Genomic DNA, 18,810 nt, shown 5'->3' with positions numbered 1-18,810 from the left:
GGATTGAGGCGAGATCACTAAGCCGAGATGATCCTCAAGGTTAAGTACTGAAAGGCTGAAGAACATGAACCCGTTAATCCGCCTCTGTGGGTTGAAAACGTCACCACGGCCTACGTGATCTGACAGGCCGTGCAGGAGGAACTGGCAGTGATACGTAAGCACTGCCGGTCGAAGGTGTTTTGACATGTATGCGAAACACCGGGGCAGCAGCGTCTATCACGCTTGCGTTGCTGACCTCTGCCAACTTGCGGCAAGCAAGGATAAAGAGTGCGACGGGCAGCCTCCTCAGTATGCCTGAGTCCAGGCAGGTAAACCGGGGAAGGTCAGCGACGGATGTTAAGGGGGCATGGCTCCGATGACGCGCTGGCTGGCGGAGCTTCCGTAGTAGTCCGCGATGGGGAAAGCCCATTACATGGCGAAGGGAAGCAGTTTGAATGTGTTTGCGACGTGAATTAACTGACCTAACGAGGTGAAGACCTTTGATAATCAGCGAAATGCAACGCAAGCTTGCCACATGGGCAGTCACCGATCCGTCCCTACGGATTCAACGGCTGCTGCGTCTGATAACACAACCAGAATGGCTGGCTGAAGCGGCGCGGATCACGCTTTCATCAAAGGGGGCCCATACCCCCGGCGTTGATGGCGTGAACAAAACAATGCTACAGGCCAGACTGGCTGTTGAGCTGCAAATCCTCAGGGATGAATTACTCTCAGGCCACTACCAGCCCTTGCCCGCCAGACGGGTTTACATCCCTAAAAGCAACGGCAAACTGCGACCACTGGGTATCCCCGCGTTGCGGGATCGTATTGTTCAGCGGGCCATGCTGATGGCGATGGAGCCGATATGGGAGAGTGATTTTCATACGCTCTCATATGGCTTCCGGCCTGAGCGCAGTGTCCACCACGCGATCCGCACGGTGAAATTACAGCTCACAGACTGTGGTGAAACCCGGGGACGCTGGGTGATTGAAGGCGACCTGTCCAGTTACTTCGACACCGTACATCATCGACTGCTGATGAAGGCTGTACGCCGCAGGATCAGTGACGCACGTTTCATGACTCTGCTGTGGAAAACCATCAAGGCGGGACATATCGATGTCGGTCTCTTTCGGGCGGCCAGTGAAGGTGTGCCACAGGGCGGTGTTATATCGCCGCTATTATCGAACATCATGCTGAATGAGTTCGATCAATACCTGCATGAGCGCTACCTGAGCGGGAAAGCCAGAAAAGATCGGTGGTACTGGAATAACAGTATCCAACGGGGCCGAAGTACGGCGGTCAGAGAAAACTGGCAGTGGAAACCCGCGGTGGCGTACTGCCGCTATGCCGATGATTTTGTCCTCATCGTCAAAGGCACCAAAGCACAGGCGGAAGCCATCAGGGAGGAGTGTCGGGGTGTGCTCGAAGGCAGTCTGAAACTCAGGCTGAACATGGATAAGACTAAAATCACCCATGTTAATGACGGCTTTATCTTTCTGGGGCACAGGATCATTCGCAAACGCAGTCGTTATGGCGAGATGCGAGTGGTCTCAACGATCCCGCAGGAGAAAGCCAGAAACTTCGCCGCATCGCTGACAGCACTGTTATCAGGCAACTACAGTGAAAGCAAAGTCGATATGGCTGAACAACTCAACCGAAAACTGAAAGGCTGGGCCATGTTCTATCAGTTCGTTGATTTTAAGGCCAAAGTCTTCAGTTATATCGACCGTGTCGTGTTCTGGAAGCTGGCTCACTGGCTGGCCCGCAAATACCGTACAGGTATCGCTTCCCTGATGAGGTGGTGGTGTAAATCACCGAAACCGGGTCAGAGCAAAACGTGGGTTTTATTTGGTAAAACCAATCACGGCAAGCTCAGCGGCGAAATACTGTACCGGTTGGTGGGGCAAGGCAAGAAGCTGTTCCGCTGGCGGCTACCCGAAGGTAATCCCTATCTGAGGACGGAGACCAGAAACACGTATACATCGCGCTTTACAGAAGTGGCAATGGCGTTCGCCAGCATTTAAATGGAGAGCCGGATGCGCTGAAAGGTGCACGTCCGGTTCGGGGAGGAGAGGCAGGGAAATAGTCCGACTACGCCCTGCCTCTTACTCTACTCCGCACCTGGCAGGGCTGGCTGTATCTGGCGGTGGTTATCGATCTCTTCGCCCGTAACGTGGTTGGCTGGTCGATGAAGCCCACTCTCTCTCGCGAACTCGCGCTGGACGCTCTGATGATGGCCGTGTGGCGTCGAAAACCGGACGGCGAGGTTATCGTACATAGCGATAGTAATAATGCCGATGTCAGTCTTTACCACCACTTAGTTTGCCGTTTAACCAGATTGGTGTGATTACTGATGCAGTGAAGACCTTCCCGCATCCTGACTCACACAGCGATCGACCTTTTGTGTCCTGCCCTGGACCCGTCGGTTGCCGGAAGCGCCTTCATGCGAGGCATCTCCTCACCGATGCGCGTGACTCAAGAAGGGCCTGACGGCTTGTCTCGTTACTGTCCTGTCCGGGTTATCTGTCTGGAGATTCAACTCTGTTTCCTCACAGGAGCTCTGTCATGGTTGATAAAGTTACCGAAGCTGCCGTTGTGGGTGGCGTGGATACACATAAAGATTTGCACGTTGCCGCTGTCGTAGATCAGAACAATAAAGTCCTTGGGACTCAGTATTTCTCCACAACACGACAAGGTTACCGGCAGATGCTGGCATGGATGACCTCGTTTGGGACATTAAAGCGAATTGGTGTTGAGTGCACAGGTACCTATGGTTCCGGTTTGCTTCGTTATTTTCAGAACGCCGGGTTAGAAGTTCTTGAGGTGACTGCTCCAGACCGGATGGAGCGACGCAAACGGGGTAAAAGTGACACAATTGATGCTGAATGTGCCGCTCATGCAGCATTCTCAGGCATCAGGACAGTTACTCCCAAAACGCGTGATGGCATGATTGAGTCCCTGCGGGTATTAAAAACTTGCCGAAAAACAGCAATATCAGCCCGCAGAGTCGCTCTCCAGATTATCCATTCAAATATTATCTCTGCCCCGGATGAATTACGTGAACAGCTCAGAAATATGACGCGCATGCAGCTCATCAGGACCCTGGGTTCCTGGAGACCTGATGCCAGTGAATACCGCAATGTAACCAACGTTTATCGCATTTCATTAAAGTCCCTTGCCCGACGCTATCTCGAGTTACATGACGAAATCGCTGATCTGGATGTCATGATTGCGGCAATTGTCGACGAGTTGGCACCTGAGCTGATTAAACGTAATGCTATCGGATACGAAAGCGCTTCACAGTTGCTGATCACTGCCGGAGACAATCCTCAACGGTTAAGATCAGAATCAGGATTTGCGGCACTGTGTGGTGTCAGCCCGGTCCCCGTTTCTTCTGGAAAAACGAACCGTTACCGACTTAATCGTGGTGGAGATCGTGCTGCAAATAGTGCACTTCACATCATCGCCATCGGACGCTTACGAACTGACGCAAAAACAAAGGAATATGTCGCCAGGCGTGTAGCCGAAGGACATACAAAAATGGAAGCGATACGCTGTCTAAAGCGATATATCTCCCGCGAAGTTTACACGTTACTGCGCAATCAAAACAGGCGGATCAACAGTATCCCGATAACAGCTTGACTCTTAGAAGGGCGTCCAGGGCAGCCAGTACGGCAGTGACGACTGGCAGCGCTTCTGCCGGGCCAATAACCTGGCGCCGAGCATGAGCAGGCGTGGCAACTGCTGGGATAATGCAGTGGCCGAATCGTTCTTCAGTTCGCTGAAAAAAGAACGGATCAGAAAACGCATTTATAAAACCAGGGATCTGGCCCGGGCGGATATCTTCGATTACATTGAAGTGTTCTACAACCGGGCCCGGCGTCACAGTCACCTGGGTGGCGTCAGTCCTGAGGCCTTTGAAAAGGCCTCGCCGTGAGGACAGCGAATGTCTACGGGAATGGGGTCACTCCAAGTTTGAGCATAGCAACTGTCTTACGAGCCCGACTATGAACCATGTCGGTGATACAACGGATCCCATGCTTCATTCTTTTCAGCAGTGCGTTCAGTATGGTCACTAGCTTTCTGATGCAAGCATTTTTAGGTTTTACTGCAGCGACCAGTCGTGTATAGAACTCTTTAATTGAGGGGTTGTGCCTCGTCCCAACAAGGGCTGACATATAGAGTGCTGTAGGGACGGAAGCCCGTCCTCCGAATACCGTTCGGCGAACGCGTATTGTGCCGGAATCCCTGTTTACTGGAGCACCCCCAATAAACGCGCTAATTTCACGTCGTGACAGCGAACCAAGCTCAGGAGCTTCCGCCAGTAACACAGCAACGGTCGCAGCCCCAACACCTTTAACTGCACTCAGTAGATCAGATAATTCACTTAAATTTTTAGAGATATGAGAAGCCATTTCACCCTCGATGCGGGCAAGTTCCTCTTTAAGTGCCGAAATTATGAACCTGATACTGTCGTGGCTCTGGGGATGTGAAGGATGTAATCGAATCCCGCTCAGCGGTGAGCATTATCGTTAGCTGTCTACGCCTGACTACCATTGCGGCCAGGAGTTGCCTGGGAGCGTCAGGTAAAGAGCGAATGTATTTTCCCCGCTCAGATACAGGTTAATAACTTCGGCCATCTGAAGAAGAACTCTGGCATCAATTCGATCGGTCTTCGCTAAATGCCCATGGCCCGGGCAAAATCGCGTGCCTGTCGGGGATTAATAACGACAACATCAAAACCTTCAGACTGAAGATAGCAGGCTGCACCGGACTCCATACCTCCTGTTGCTTCCATCAGGATCAGTTTTGTACCATTTATATCTAACTCCTTGATTATTTTATTAAAAGGTGGTGTCACGTTAATCTTGCACCAGTTGTCTGCGCTGCATGTTTGCGCTAAATTCCACTGATACAGACATCACAGATCAGCTTCAAGTATCACCGTTTTCCACCGCAGATAGTCTCTCACGCGGTTTGGCTCTATCTGCGCTTCAACTTAAGTTTTCGGGAAGTCGAGGAAATGTTGTTGGAACTAGGGATCGACGTTTCCTATGAGACTGTTCACCGCTGGGTAAAGAAATTTGGCCCGAACATAACCAGAAACCTTCGTCGACGCCAGCCCAAGCCTGGCGATATCTGGCATCTTGATGAAGTAGCGGTTAAATGTGGCGGCGAAAAACTCTGGCTCTGGCGAGCCGTTAATCAGTTTGGAACGGTTCTTGAAGAAATACTGCAAAAACGACGGGATAAAAAGGCAGCAAAAGCGGATGTGGCTCCGGGTATTGAGCACTGGTCGCATAAGGGTCTCAATAATCGGGCTGAGAACAGCCACCTGCCCTATCGAAAACGGGAACGAACCCTGCAGCGTTACCAGTCTCCAGGAGCATTGCAGCGGTTCGTCACCCTGCATTCAGCAACGCGCAATTGTTTTCCGTACCCTCCCGCCGCCGAGCCGCCCTCACAATTCGTTACCATCGTCTCGAAGCTTTCGAGACGTGGAACATTGCGGCATTTAATGCTTGAAAATATGCCAAGGTCGCCAATTGTTTGAAACCAAAACGATTAACGTGACAACACCAGCGCAACAGTGTGCTGCTTACTTACATCCATAAAGCGGTGTATCTGGAAGCCAGAAGGGCAATGATACAACGTTGCTCTGACTATCTAGATGCTTGCCGGGGGAAGTATGTTCCGCCCTATAATCGGGGCCGAATAAACTGTTTTAGAATAACTCAAGCTAGCCTGACATAATTAATGATAAAGTGAAAGCAGATCCTACACATTTAGGATCTGCTTTCTTTAGTTAAAAACTTGAACCTGCCATAACTAAAATAACCCGCTCAATTAGAGTATTAAAATTTTGTTTGATAAAAAACCGCTAGCGACAGTTTTCTACTATCGGTATATTTTCCTGACTTTCCCGTCATGGAGGCTTAGTTTTAAAGACTTCTTGTACTAATACACCGAAGCGTTCATTCCTAAACGTCACCGAAATTCTCAGCGGAAAAATCACTCTATATATTAGATACAGTTTATCAACATTTCGTTTACTAAAGTAACTGGTATCTCACTCATCGCCTGCAAGAAAACCAATGATTTTCGTAAGTGCTATTTTTTAAAACCTAAAAGTAGCGGTCGCTGTAATCTGACGCTCAGCTCCGTAATAACACGCTGTAGTGGCGTAACAACCTGCCACGTACTCTTTATCAAAGAGATTGTTAACGCTGACTCCAACATTAGAGCCCGGTAAATTAAACCTGGCCAAATCGTATTTAACTGCTGCATTCCAGATGGTATAGGACTTAACTTTGAATGAGTTGGCACTATCACCTTCAGTTGAACCGATATACCGTCCCCCGAGTCCAAGTGTCAACCCGCTCAGTGCGGTTTCATGAAAAGTGTAATTACCCCATAGTGCCGCCATATTTTTTGGAACTTCAGATGGCCGATTATCCTTGTACAAGGTGTCTTTTGTATATTCTGCATCAGTATAGGAATAATTTCCTATAACGTCCACATTTTCAGTTAACGCCGCTTTAGCTTCAAGCTCAATACCTTTTGACCGTATTTCACCGTTTTGCACTGAATAATAAATATGTTCGGGATCCGTACTCAAATTTTTATTCTTGGTCAACTGAAACACCGATAAGGTTGCGGAAATCAACCCATCATCAGGGATATATTTTAATCCTGCCTCATATTGTTTAGCTCGTGACGCCAGAAATGTTTTACCTGCATAGTCAGTGCCACTTGTGGGCAGGAAAGATTCACTGTAACTGAAATAAGGTGAAATACCGTTGTCAAACAGGTAGTTCATCCCACCCCGCCATGTAAACTCATTATCTTCCTGCTCCGAAACAGCATTATTGCTCAGGCGATTGACACTGTCTGTTTTGGACCAGTCGTAACGGCCTCCTAGAGTTAATACCCAGCGATTCCATTCAGCCTGCTCCTGCAGGTACAGTCCCGTTTGCTCCTGGTGATCAACCTGGCTGCTGGTACTGTAATACTGCACCGCGGTGTTGCCATAAACAGGATTTATAAGATTCAGATTTGATGCCAGACCAAAGGCATGCCAGATGTCGTTTCGAGTACGTCGATAATCTACGCCCAAAAGCAGGGTGTGATCTACTGTATCTGTAGAAAACTTGCTCTGTGCCTGAGTATCGACCGCGAAGGTAGATAAATGCTCCTTGAACGCCAATGCCCCTCTTGTTAACTGAGTAGGATCAACGGCGGAAATACTACTACCATAGATAGTTTTATAATCCATATCGACCGTTCCATACCGCAGGTTCTGACGGACGGTCCAGTTATCATTGAGCTGATGGTCGAATGTATAACCGACTAACTTCTGGTTTCGGGAGATTTTATTATAACCCGGTTCACCATCATTAAAGCTTGTCGGCAATTTACCTCCGGCACCATTAGTCACGGTTCCATCTTTAGGTAAATAACCAAACCAGCCAATGTCAGGTTCATCGAGGAAGCTGCTTAAAAAAGTGAAGCTAGTCTTATCATCTGGACGCCAGGTAAATGACGGTGCTATGGAATAACGCTTTGCTTTTTCGCCAGTTTGTTGTTGATCTTGATCGCTTGCGACACCAGTCATTCTGTAGGTTAATTCTCCGTTATCATCGGCCGCACCGCCAAAATCAAAAGCAGTCTGAAAAAGATTATGATTCCCCATTTTAAACTGAAGTTCACGTATGGTTTCCGCTGTAGGACGCTTGCTCACTAGAGAAATAATTCCCCCTGGGTCACTCAGGCCATATAAGACAGAGACAGGACCGCGCAATAATTCTGCACGCTCAACCATATAAGGATCAACTTGGAATGATGCATAACTATCGTTCTGAAGTTTTAATCCATCAAGATAAATATTATCCGCAATCTGGCTAAAACCTCGAATATTGACTGAGTTGAATCCAGTTACAGACCCTCGGTTGTCAACCATCACACCTGCTGAATAACGAAAAGCATCTTTTAGCGTCGGGGGATCCAGCAAATCCATTTCTTCACGAGTCACGACGGTGATCGACTGTGGTGTTTTAATTAACGGAGTATCTGTTTTGGTACCTGTCGCACTGCGTTTTGCTACCATTGTACCCACTGGCCCCCAGGCATTTTCAGAAGTTGAGCTCTGACCATTAGTGGTAACCGTCATCGTATCTTCTGTAGTAGAGGTCGTGGGACTGTCTGACGATACTGCCGGAAATGACAATGAACTGATAAACGCACTGATCATGACGGTAGAGGGACGTAGAACCAGAGCTTTTTGCAATTTCATTTATATACTCGTTTGGATTAAGTGAGAAATAATGTCGTGAGATCATTTTCCAAGACTTAGAAATAAATGCCCTATATTGGCTGGCTTAATATTTCCTGATTTATCAATATCGGTGATATGAACCCGCGCCTGCTACCCATTTTCTTGTAGATGCCCACCAACTTTCACCCCAGATACTTTTCTGAAAAAAATTTCTGCGAAAAAAGACCATTCAGTATCTAGGGATGTACAGCGCCGACACATTCAAATAAAACTCATTCTCATTAAACTACGAGAATTAATGTTGCGATAGCGAAATACAGCCATATGGTTTTTCAATACAGCCAAATTGTACTTTAAAAGTCTTATTGGCTGGAATGCGAAATAACATGACAAATTTTCGCAATGTCTCTAACTCATCGAAAGGATAGAGTGTCAATCAAAATGCCTGGATGTGGGCAAAAAATGCGCTTAAGCACAGCTTAATTTCAAATCGATGAGGAATAATCATGCATCTACGAAACACTCGGGGGCAATTATCGCGGCTCTGCTCCCAAACCATGTCTGTTTTCCCTGACAAAGGTGAGCATTTATGAGCCTCGCGATGAATCGCCATGTGAAGCCAGCAGTCATCAGCATACTCGCCCTCATTATAGTCTTCAGCCTGCTCTACACCTGGCGAAGCCTCCGTAGCAGTGGCGCAGAACAACAGACTCTGCCACCTATACCTGTAACTACAATCCGCGCAAAAACCAGTAATGTCGCAGATCAATTGCAAGCCGTTGCGAGTTTGCAGGCAGTACGTGAAGTATTGCTTGCTCCGGATACATCAGGGCGTGTGACCGCAATTAACTTTGAATCGGGCCAGTTTGTGAAGGAAGGAGACGCCGTGATACAGCTTTATGACGCTCCGGAACAAGCGGATCTCACTTCTGCCAAAGCAAAAGCTGATTTTGCGCAACTGCAACTTCGACGCACACAAACATTATCCAAAACGGGGGCCGAGTCCCGCGAACTTCTTGAACAGCGCACGGCGGAAGCCGCCCAGACCGCAGCCGCGGTCCGGCAACTTGACGCACGTATCCAGCAGAAGACCGTTCGTGCACCATTTCCTGGTCAACTTGGTATCCGTCATATCAATCCTGGTCAGTACCTTAATGCGGGTGATGAAATCGCCACGCTAACCCAGCTCGACCCCCTCTACGTTAATTTCACGCTGCCTCAGCAGGATCTGCCCAAATTAACACCGGGCGCATCGGTGCAGGTGACGGTAGATGCCGCACCGGGCCGGATATTCACCGCCAGAATTAGTACTGTCGAACCGAGAATTGATAGTGAAACACGTAACGTGACTATTCAGGCGTTGTTGCCTAATGCGGACCTGTCTCTGAAATCCGGAATGTACGCGACGGCACGACTGAGCTTACCCGCTACTACTGATGCCATCGTTCTCCCCCTTACGGCGATCCAGACTTCTGCTTCTGGCGACAGCGTGGTACTCGTGCAAAGCGCTAATGCGCAGGGGATCGGCAAAGCAATCGCCGTACCGGTGGTCACTGGTCCGCGACTCAGCGAAGAAGTCATGGTGCTGCAGGGCGTTAAAGCCGGTGACATTGTGGTGACGGCGGGTCAGAACCGCCTGCCGCCCGGTGCAACCGTGAAAATCAGCAATAGGTCTACTTCATCAGCTATCGCTTCAGATGCAAACGCACAATAGGGAAAAAAACATCGTGCACTTCACTGACATCTTTATTCGCCGACCGATCCTGGCGCTGGTCGTCAGCTTGCTTATCCTGCTGATGGGCATAACAGCCGTCTTTCAGTTACCTGTACGGCAATACCCCTTTCTCGAAAATGCCACCATCAGCGTGAGTACCACCTTACCTGGCGCAACACAGGAGGTTATGCAGGGTTTCGTTACGACGCCGATTGCACAATCCATCGCTACCGCCAGCGGTATTGAATACCTGACTTCGACCACGACACAGGGCAAGAGTGTAATAAAGGCACGGCTGGTACTTAACGCCAACGCCGATCGCGCAATGACTGAGATTCTCGCCAAGGTGCAGCAAGTCAAGTACCAGTTGCCGTCCGGTGTGACGGACCCGGTCATCAGCAAGTCTACCGAGGGCAGTACAGGGGTCCAGTACGTGGCTTTCTACAGTAAGACGCTGACGATCCCGCAGGTAACGGATTTCGCCACCCGCGTGGCACAGCCCATGTTTACAGGAATTCCCGGCGTAGCCTCTGCCAACATTCTGAGCGGCCAGACCATGGCGATGCGCGTCTGGATCGACCCGATAAAACTTGCCGCTCGTGGTCTATCAGCCGGGGAGGTTGCGGCCGCGTTGCGCGCCAACAACGTGCAGGCCGCACCGGGGCAACTCAAGAGTGCCTTGACGGTTACTAATATCAGTGCCGCGACCGATCTGCGAAATGTTGAAGATTTCCGCCAGATGGTTATCAAGTCCAACCCCGAAGGTGGCGTGGTGCGGTTGTCGGATATCGCCACGATGGAGATCGGTGGTCAGAACTACAACAGTGCCTCATTCGCGACCGGCGTTCCTGCAATCTTCATCGAGCTCCAACCTACCCCGGATGGTAATCCGATCGATATCGTCAAACACGCACAGGAGCTGATTCCAAAGATCCGTGAAATGGCACCGCCTGGACTCACGGTAGCACCCAATTACAACGTGGCTACCTTCGTAAATGCTTCTATCTCGGAAGTCAAACACACGCTTGCTGAAGCCATAATTATCGTTATCGCGGTAATTTTCCTTTTCCTCGGCACGTTTCGTGCGGTCATCATTCCGGTCGTCACTATCCCGCTTTCTCTGGTGGGTACCGCTGCACTGATGCTGGCGTGCGGCTTTTCGATCAATCTTCTGACCCTGCTTGCGATGGTACTTGCGATTGGTCTGGTAGTAGACGATGCCATTGTAGTGGTGGAGAACATCCATCGACATATTGAGGAAGGCTTGTCCCCTGTACGCGCGGCCCTTTTGGGCGCTCGAGAGATTGTCGGCCCGGTGATAGCAATGACAATTACGCTTGCAGCGGTATATGCGCCCATCGGTATGATGGGGGGGCTGACTGGCGCGTTGTTCAAGGAATTTGCTTTCACTCTTGCTGGTTCGGTTCTCGTCTCCGGCGTGGTTGCACTTACGCTATCGCCAGTGATGAGTTCAATGCTGTTGAGTTCAAAACAGGGCGAAGGGCGCCTCGCAAAACGGATCGAGCATACCATGCAGGGGATGACCGCTATCTACGGACTGTTGCTGGCGCACACGCTATCTGCGCGTGGTGTGGTGTTACTGGTAGGAGCAGTAGTCATGGGGACCATCATAGTGCTGTTCTCAGGTACCCGTCATGAGTTGGCACCGATGGAAGACCAGGGCATTGTCCTGGCCGTCACCAAGGCACCCCAGTATGCAGGAGTTGCTTACAGCGCACATTATGCAGAACAAATCGAAAAAGTGTTTGAGTCGATACCGGAATTTGAAAGCAGCTTCATCCACATCGGCGATTTCTCCGGGGGGCAAAACCTGACTATTGCAGGCGCGATTCTAAAAGACTGGTCCGAGCGCAAGCGTTCATCCACCGAGATCCAGGGCCAAATTCAGGCTGCTGGCGGTGCCATCGATGGTGAAACCGTCACGGCTGTTCAGATGCCGCCGCTACCAGGCTCCAGCGGTGGCCTGCCTGTACAGATGGTGCTGCGCTCGCCTGACGACTTTCAGACGTTATACGAGACCGGAGAGAAGATCAAAACAGCGGCCTATGCCAGCGGATTGTTCCTTTATGTACAAAATGACCTGGCCTTCGACAGCCCACAGGCACATATCAGTATTGACAATGTCCGCGCCAGCGAAATGGGTGTGACTATGCAATCCGTTGCCGATACTCTGGCGGTGCTGGTTGGCGAGAACTATGTCAACCGCTTCAACTTCCATGATCGTTCCTACGATGTGATCCCGCAGGTACGTGGTAGCGACCGTATGACGCCGGAAGACCTCGGACGTTTCTACGTCAAGTCTACTTCCGGTGCTCAGGTGCCACTCTCAACCGTGACTCGCGTTGAGATGCGTCCACAGGCCAACCAGCTTACCCAGTTCGGCCAGATGAACTCGGCGACACTGGAAATGTTGCCAGCGCCAGGGGTTAGCATGGGGGAGGCAGTCACATTTCTGCAATCACAGGCACTGCCCCCCGGAACCAGCGTGGACTGGCTCAGCGACAGCCGCCAGTTCGTGCAGGAAGGTAACCGTCTGCTGGTGTCCTTTGGCTTCGCGCTGGTGGTTATCTTCCTTGTGCTGGCGGCACAGTTCGAAAGTCTACGCGATCCGCTGGTGATCCTGGTCACGGTACCGCTGGCTATCTGCGGTGCGTTGGTGCCACTGTGGTTAGGTTACGCGACGCTTAACATTTATACCCAGATAGGACTCGTAACATTGATAGGGCTGATATCTAAACACGGGATTTTAATGGTCACCTTCGCTAATCACATCCAGCACCATGAAAATCTCAGCCGCATAGAGGCCATTCAGAAAGCTGCGACGGTGCGTATGCGTCCCGTTCTGATGACAACATCGGCCATGGTCGCCGGTCTGGTGCCGCTTTTGTTTGCTGATGGTGCAGGTTCTGCAAGCCGCTTTTCTATCGGTATTGTGGTGGTTATGGGCATGCTTATCGGTACCTTCTTCACGTTGTTTGTACTTCCTACAATTTACAGCTTCGTTGCTAAAGATCACCGGGCAGTCGCGGAAAGCCCCCGCGCCCGCGAACTCGCCAGTACGGAGGCACCCGATGTCGAACTGTGATCTGTTTTCTGCCCACACTGATGCCATGACCATAGTTCTGCATCGGGCATTATTTCCCATTTTACGTGCCACTTTCCTGGTCACTGCGGTCGCAACCTTCGTCACCGGCTGCGCCAGTGGCCCCGATTACCATGCACCGTCTTTGCCTCAAACCGCAGTCGGCCCTTTTGTCAGCAAACCGGACCATACGGATACCGCTCAATCTCTGCCGACTGAATGGTGGAAATTGTATGATGACCCCATCCTGAACAGACTTGTCCAGGAGGCTCTTTCGGCCAATACCGAGCTGCGTGTCGCCCTTGCTAACCTCCAGCGTGCACGAGCTATTTACAAGGAAGCGCAAGGCGGCTTGCTACCATCTACCAACCTATCGGGCGGAGCAGGCTACGGACGCGACCAGACCACATGGACCGGCTCCGGTCAGGCACCCACGCAGTGGAGTTACAGCGGTGGACTTGACGTCTCTTATGAACTCGACCTGTTTGGCCGGGTTCGACGTGATATTGAAGCTGCGCAGGACGATACTGATGCCGTCGCTGCCGACTACGATGCGGCGAGAGTTATGGTGGTCGCTGAAACGACACGGGCATACGTGGGCGCCTGCGCCCAGGGCGAATCCATCGACGTAGCACATTCGTCCATTGAACTGGCCCGACGTAGTCTGGACCTCATCAGCAATCAGGCACACGCCGGAGCGGCATCACATCTGGACGTGGAGCGTGCCGGTGTCACGTTGGCTCAGGTCGAAGCCACTCTACCGCCTTTGCAAAGCCAGCGGGATGCTGCGCTGTTCGAGCTGGCTGCATTAATGGGTCGCACGCCATCACAGGTACCAGCTTCAGCACGTGCCTGCACCAAAGCACCAGAAATTGCTGAAGTGCTACCGGTCGGTGACGGCACTGCACTGCTGCGTCGTCGCCCCGATGTAAGACAAGCCGAACGCCAGCTGGCTGGCGACACGGCACGCATCGGCGTGGCGGTAGCCGATCTTTATCCGCGCGTGTCGCTGGGTGCCTCAGGAAACTACCTGCGTAATGACTATCTGAAAGGCAATCGCACCTGGTCTTTCTCAGTCGGTCCGCTGATCTCCTGGACATTTCCGAACATGATGGTGGCACGTAGCCGTCTCGCTCAGGCGAAGGCGCAAACCGCAGCATCGCTGGCTCATTTTAATGGCACAGTACTGAATGCGCTGAAAGAGTCCGAGCAATCATTGAGCGCCTATGGTGCCGCGATGCAGCAGCGTGAGGCGCTGATCGACGCACGGGATCGTGCAGGGAATGCCTTCCGGTTAGCTGAAGAGCAATACCGGGTTGGCTCGATCAGTTACCTCGATGTGATCGTAGCGCAAAACAACCTGATAGACACAAGGTCACAGGTGGCCGCAGCTGACCGACGGGTAGGTAACGCCCGGGTAAACGTATTTAAAGCCCTGGGTGGAGGATGGGAAAAGACCCGTACAAAATAACATCCCACACCAGCGCGCTGCATGTTCTGTGGTCGCGCTGGTACCCACGACTCATTTTCACCCAGCACGCTTTACGTTGTAGCACACAGCAGAAAAGCCGGCTCTGCAAAGGAAAATAAAGATGGCTTGTAATGACAAACCAAAATTCATTGATCGCATTACGTCATTTGGCAATAAAAGCACTTCAACATCAAAACAACTCGGGCGAACTAACTTAGTCGTCCCTGACTCCAGGGGGAACGACAGTCAGTCAACGCACATTCAACGTCTTAAAGCAAGCAATCTCAGGGCAACATTTGCACGAATTTCTATACTGAACACTCTGAGTCAAGCTGCACCACATTGTCTTGGTGCGGGTCAATTATATCGCCTCCTTAACTCGAAGCTATCCGGGAGCTTAACACAAGCCACAATCTACCGGGTGCTCAATGATTTATGGGTGGCAGGATTACTTGTCCGCACCGATGGAGTTCGTGGCCGTGCCACCTATTCACTCAAGCCATATAAAAAATCACATAACCAGGATAGCCTGCGTTGCAAATGTGGGGAAAAACTCATTTTTATTGAAGACCCGAAATTACATGAACATCTGCTCTCTCTTGCCGGTCAGGAAGGATTCGAACTTGACGGCGAGCCAGTATTTACTGTTACCATAATTTGCGCTGGCTGCTCATGATGAAAATGGTGGTTAACCGACGGCTTATCACCACCTATTTGTTGGATAGTTCTTTCTTACGCAATTGCTCTCACCACACCACCATCAACCCTCAGTGCTGCGCCGGTCGTAGCAGATGCACGCTCGCTACAGACATAAGCAATCATCGCAGCAATCTCTTGTGTCGTAGAAAATCGCTGAAGTATCGAAGAAGGGCGTGCTGTAGCAAAGAACTCCTGCTCAATGGATTTGGGATCAACACCACGCCCCGCCGCCATCTCAGCAACCATTGCGCCCACGCCCTCAGATGCTGTGGGGCCTGGAAGCACACTGTTAACGGTGATACCTGTACCGGCGAGGCTTTCTGCCAGTCCACGCGCCACGGCAAGTTGTGCGGTCTTGGTCATACCATAGTGGATCATTTCGGCGGGGATCTGTAAAGCCGATTCACTGGAAACAAATACAATCCGCCCCCAGTTACGCGATCTCATCGACTGCACGTAATGGCGTGAGAGGCGTATCCCGCTCAATACATTGGTTTCAAAGAAACGTAACCAGTCTTCGTCGGTGATGTCCCCGAACGATTTAGGTTCGAATATACCCAGATTGTTCACTAACACGTCGGTATGCGGCAACAGGTTTATCAGCGCTTCGCAACCTTCATTATGGCTCAGGTCCGCGGCAATTCCCGAGACCCGCGCATGAGGTAACTCATTCAGTATTTCAGCTACAGCATTGTCAACACGCGCCTGTGTCCGGCCGTTTACTGTCACAGATGCCCCTTCAGCTGCCAACATGCGGGCTGTAGCCAGCCCAATGCCTGCCGTTGAGCCCGTTACAAGTACACGTTTGTCACTCAATCCAAGATCCATAAATTTTCTCCGATATAAATGAAAACTCCAAATTTACCAGTTTCTGTATGAGATGGTTAGCGACGTCCGGCCAGAATATTGCTCAATACAGTCAATATTGTGCCTGGCAAAAATGAGTTTTTCTGAATATGTGGAATGCTAAGAGCGGCGCAACGTTTATTCCAAACGAATGATGCCAGGCATATGGGCGGAATCCCCCCCCGTAGAACCCGCCATTCGTTCAATTAGGTAACGACCAGGCGGTTTGCCCAATGCTTTCCGGAACATGGTGACAAATCCGCTGGCATTCTCATAACCAAGCTCCAGTGCTACTGTCTGCACACTTTCGCCCTTTGTAAGACGTTGCAGTGAAAGGATCACATGTAGCTGTCGACGCCAGCGACCAAAACTCATTCCTATTTCCTGTAACAGAAGCCTGCTCATACTTCGCTCGCTCATGCCGATACGATGTGCCCATACACCTAAAGAACATTTGTCTGTAGGATCGGCTAAAAGCATTTCTGCAAGCTGACGAAGTCGCCTGTCGCGAGGCATTGGCAAATGAAGATCTTCCACAGGAGCTAAAGACAATTCATCCAAAAGGGTTGCTATTAATCTCCCCTCACGGCCATCTGTCAGGTATAGCTGGGGAAAACCAACCACTTTCAACAATAATTCTCGCATCAATGGCTCTACTGAAATAGTGCAACAGGTTTTAGGAAGCCCTGGCGCCGCGTCTGGTTCAACGAACAAACAATAACACTCGGTATCACCAGAACCTCGGGCCGAATGAGGCAAATTACCTGGGATCCAGACCGCACAGTGCGGAGGGACAATCCACACGCCGTCTTCCACCTCGCAATTCAACATACCTTTCACCGAGTAGATCAGTTGCGCCTTGCGATGCTGATGCCGTTCCTGTTCCCAACCTGTAGACACCATTGAAGCCCTCATGACAGAGACAGGCCTGGGAATACTATCGACATCGGGTAGTACAACAGAATCGAGAGAGTAATCTATGTTTGACATGATCTTAATCGGACCTCAATTTTCGGGAAAAGATGGCAGGATTGAATAATATAATGACCAACATTCGCAATGCAGTCTAATGCTGAATCGCGTATTTTTAATTTAACATTCACATACTCGAAATTTTCCCGGAAAACTCGCATTGGAGTGGGTATCGCGAAGTTGTCAGAACAGCAAGAGGGAGTAGAAGCACAGAAACGCTCCCTTTCACAATTGTTGAATACAATGGGGGACGATTTATGAACCAAGGTACAATAATTTTCGACTTGCTTACCTGGCTTGAAAACCACCTTACAAATCCGTTGTCCCTGGATAATGTCGCACTCAAAGCCGGATACTCAAAATGGCATTTGCAACGGATGTTTAAAGAAGTCACTGGTCACGTAATGGGGAGTTATATTCGCGCCCGCAGACTGTCAAAAGCGGCCGTGGCACTACGATTAACCAACCGCCCGATTCTGGATATTGCCCTGGAGTATCACTTCGATTCTCAACAGACATTTACACGTGCCTTCAAAAAGCAGTTTAGTCAGTCCCCCGGCAGGTATCGACGTTCGTCAGACTGGACTGCCTACGGGCTTCTACTCCCTATCCACCCAGGTGATTTAACTCTTCCTAAATCAATCTTCATGACTTTCCCGGAAACTGTGCTAACAGGTCAGACACAAAGTTATACCTGTGAGCCCAACTGCTCACCAGTTATCAGGATGAAATGAGGTCCCATTTCTGGGGGATTACAAACTGACCCCCTGTATGGTTTATGGGCTGCATCAGGTCCGGTATGGACGTGAAAGGGACAACAAACTGGAAATTTTGTATACCACTTCGGTTTCATCTTACGTACTGACGCAGCCTTTACCTTCAACACAAACCTCTCTTCTGGAAGCCGGAGCCTATGTGCACTTCACTTATGAAATGACGTGCAAAAATCTTCAGAAATTCATTCATTTCGTTTTTGGACCATGTATGACTGCATTTCAACTGACGTGCAGGAACGGCTATGATATTGAGAAATTTATCAATAGTGGTAACAAAAGGGCACTAAACCACTGGTAAATATCCGCTGCGTATATCTGATTCCAGTCTCAGGGTGTTTACCTCCGTTGAAACGGAAGAAATCCCGGACACGCAAGTTAACCTGCCAATGAATTCAGGATGGGATCATTGAACTGGCCGAATTGAGCAATATTATGGCCAACCATCACAATGACGTTCTATAGACTTTTGGGTATGTTTGAATAAACCATGCTGGTATGTTGCAGCCTAAGGCTTTGCCCCTCAATGACAATAGATGAAACCAAAATTTGGAAGGAATATTACTATGCGGATTGATGCTACTCAGTTCCCTTTCGTGTGGATGCAAATCGCTGCCCCTGGCAATGATCCAGATGTATCCCCGTTTAAAGAGTTCGAAGCTCTGCTTGCTCGTAATGAGGTCTTCGTTTTCCTGAACGATGAAGGTGTTGCTCATGGCAAACACGAGCATTCGCCTGAAGAGATGAAGCTAACTACACGTTGGATGAAAGCTCACAAAAGTGAATTACGGTCCTTCGTCAAAGCCTCAATCCATATTGAACCAAACAATGCCAAACGGATTGCGGCCAAACCTTTTTCTATCGTATATGAAAAATTCTGGGGCTATCCTTTGATTATAACATCTTCGAAGGAAGAAGCTTTAGCGATAGCGCATAAATTGCTGTCAGAAGGGTAAAAAAGAATAGGCAGCCTTTTTT

Annotated in this window: 10 protein-coding genes and 6 pseudogenes; 12 read left to right on the top strand and 4 right to left on the bottom strand. The window is 50.1% G+C overall.

The window, feature by feature from the left end; all coding sequences use genetic code 11:
• Positions 1-494 precede the first annotated feature (494 nt).
• The 4 genes and pseudogenes from ltrA to HV314_RS10495 form a co-directional block, all read left to right on the top strand.
• Positions 495-2,003 carry a group II intron reverse transcriptase/maturase gene (gene ltrA, locus HV314_RS10510; protein ID WP_001189123.1) on the top strand — a complete coding sequence of 503 codons (1,509 nt, stop codon included), beginning with the start codon at positions 495-497 and terminating at the stop codon, positions 2,001-2,003.
• Between the two features lie 80 nt (positions 2,004-2,083).
• Positions 2,084-2,320, top strand: a pseudogene (locus tag HV314_RS10505) (DDE-type integrase/transposase/recombinase); the annotation flags it as partial.
• A gap of 224 nt (positions 2,321-2,544) precedes the next feature.
• Positions 2,545-3,621 carry an IS110 family transposase gene (locus HV314_RS10500; RefSeq protein ID WP_000227969.1) on the top strand — a complete coding sequence of 359 codons (1,077 nt, stop codon included), beginning with the start codon at positions 2,545-2,547 and terminating at the stop codon, positions 3,619-3,621.
• A 16-nt stretch (positions 3,622-3,637) separates the two neighbouring features.
• Positions 3,638-3,916, top strand: a pseudogene (locus HV314_RS10495) (IS3 family transposase); the annotation flags it as partial.
• A gap of 68 nt (positions 3,917-3,984) precedes the next feature.
• Here HV314_RS10495 and HV314_RS10490 read toward each other — a convergent pair.
• Positions 3,985-4,897, bottom strand: a pseudogene (locus HV314_RS10490) (IS110 family transposase).
• Between the two features lie 9 nt (positions 4,898-4,906).
• Here HV314_RS10490 and HV314_RS10485 point away from each other — a divergent pair.
• Positions 4,907-5,505, top strand: a pseudogene (locus HV314_RS10485) (IS6 family transposase).
• A 54-nt stretch (positions 5,506-5,559) separates the two neighbouring features.
• Positions 5,560-5,733 (top strand): annotated as a pseudogene (locus HV314_RS27350) (hypothetical protein); the annotation flags it as partial.
• A 364-nt stretch (positions 5,734-6,097) separates the two neighbouring features.
• Here HV314_RS27350 and fhuA read toward each other — a convergent pair.
• Positions 6,098-8,272, bottom strand: coding sequence for a ferrichrome porin FhuA (gene fhuA / locus HV314_RS10480; protein ID WP_064360513.1), 2,175 nt, complete (start codon positions 8,270-8,272; stop codon positions 6,098-6,100).
• A 571-nt stretch (positions 8,273-8,843) separates the two neighbouring features.
• Here fhuA and HV314_RS10475 point away from each other — a divergent pair.
• The 4 genes from HV314_RS10475 to HV314_RS10460 all read left to right on the top strand — a co-directional run bounded on the left by HV314_RS10475 (position 8,844) and on the right by HV314_RS10460 (position 15,218).
• Positions 8,844-9,968, top strand: coding sequence for an efflux RND transporter periplasmic adaptor subunit (locus HV314_RS10475; protein ID WP_181547980.1), 1,125 nt, complete (start codon positions 8,844-8,846; stop codon positions 9,966-9,968).
• Between the two features lie 13 nt (positions 9,969-9,981).
• On the top strand, positions 9,982-13,074 hold the full coding sequence (locus HV314_RS10470) for an efflux RND transporter permease subunit (RefSeq protein WP_064360538.1): 3,093 nt from the start codon (positions 9,982-9,984) through the stop codon (positions 13,072-13,074).
• Positions 13,061-14,542, top strand: a complete 1,482-nt coding sequence (locus tag HV314_RS10465; RefSeq protein ID WP_203457918.1) for an efflux transporter outer membrane subunit — start codon at positions 13,061-13,063, stop codon at positions 14,540-14,542. The genes HV314_RS10470 and HV314_RS10465 overlap by 14 nt, the downstream gene beginning before the upstream one ends.
• A gap of 121 nt (positions 14,543-14,663) precedes the next feature.
• Positions 14,664-15,218, top strand: a complete 555-nt coding sequence (locus tag HV314_RS10460; RefSeq protein ID WP_181547979.1) for a Fur family transcriptional regulator — start codon at positions 14,664-14,666, stop codon at positions 15,216-15,218.
• Between the two features lie 56 nt (positions 15,219-15,274).
• Here HV314_RS10460 and HV314_RS10455 read toward each other — a convergent pair whose 3' ends face one another.
• On the bottom strand, positions 15,275-16,069 hold the full coding sequence (locus HV314_RS10455) for an SDR family NAD(P)-dependent oxidoreductase (protein WP_064360511.1): 795 nt from the start codon (positions 16,067-16,069) through the stop codon (positions 15,275-15,277).
• Between the two features lie 156 nt (positions 16,070-16,225).
• Complete coding sequence (locus HV314_RS10450) at positions 16,226-17,077, bottom strand: AraC family transcriptional regulator (RefSeq protein WP_064360510.1); 852 nt, start codon at positions 17,075-17,077, stop codon at positions 16,226-16,228.
• 239 nt (positions 17,078-17,316) lie between these two features.
• Between HV314_RS10450 and HV314_RS10445 the strand changes: the two are divergent.
• Positions 17,317-18,225, top strand: a pseudogene (locus tag HV314_RS10445) (helix-turn-helix domain-containing protein).
• A 173-nt stretch (positions 18,226-18,398) separates the two neighbouring features.
• Positions 18,399-18,788 carry a hypothetical protein gene (locus tag HV314_RS10440; protein WP_064360509.1) on the top strand — a complete coding sequence of 130 codons (390 nt, stop codon included), beginning with the start codon at positions 18,399-18,401 and terminating at the stop codon, positions 18,786-18,788.
• Positions 18,789-18,810 lie beyond the last annotated feature (22 nt).

Origin of the sequence: Citrobacter sp. RHBSTW-00887 (assembly GCF_013728095.1) — a bacterium.
Classification (GTDB): Bacteria; Pseudomonadota; Gammaproteobacteria; order Enterobacterales; family Enterobacteriaceae; genus Citrobacter; species Citrobacter braakii.
Note: the sequence above shows the minus strand (reverse complement) of the source record. Positions and strands in the feature narration are given on the sequence as shown.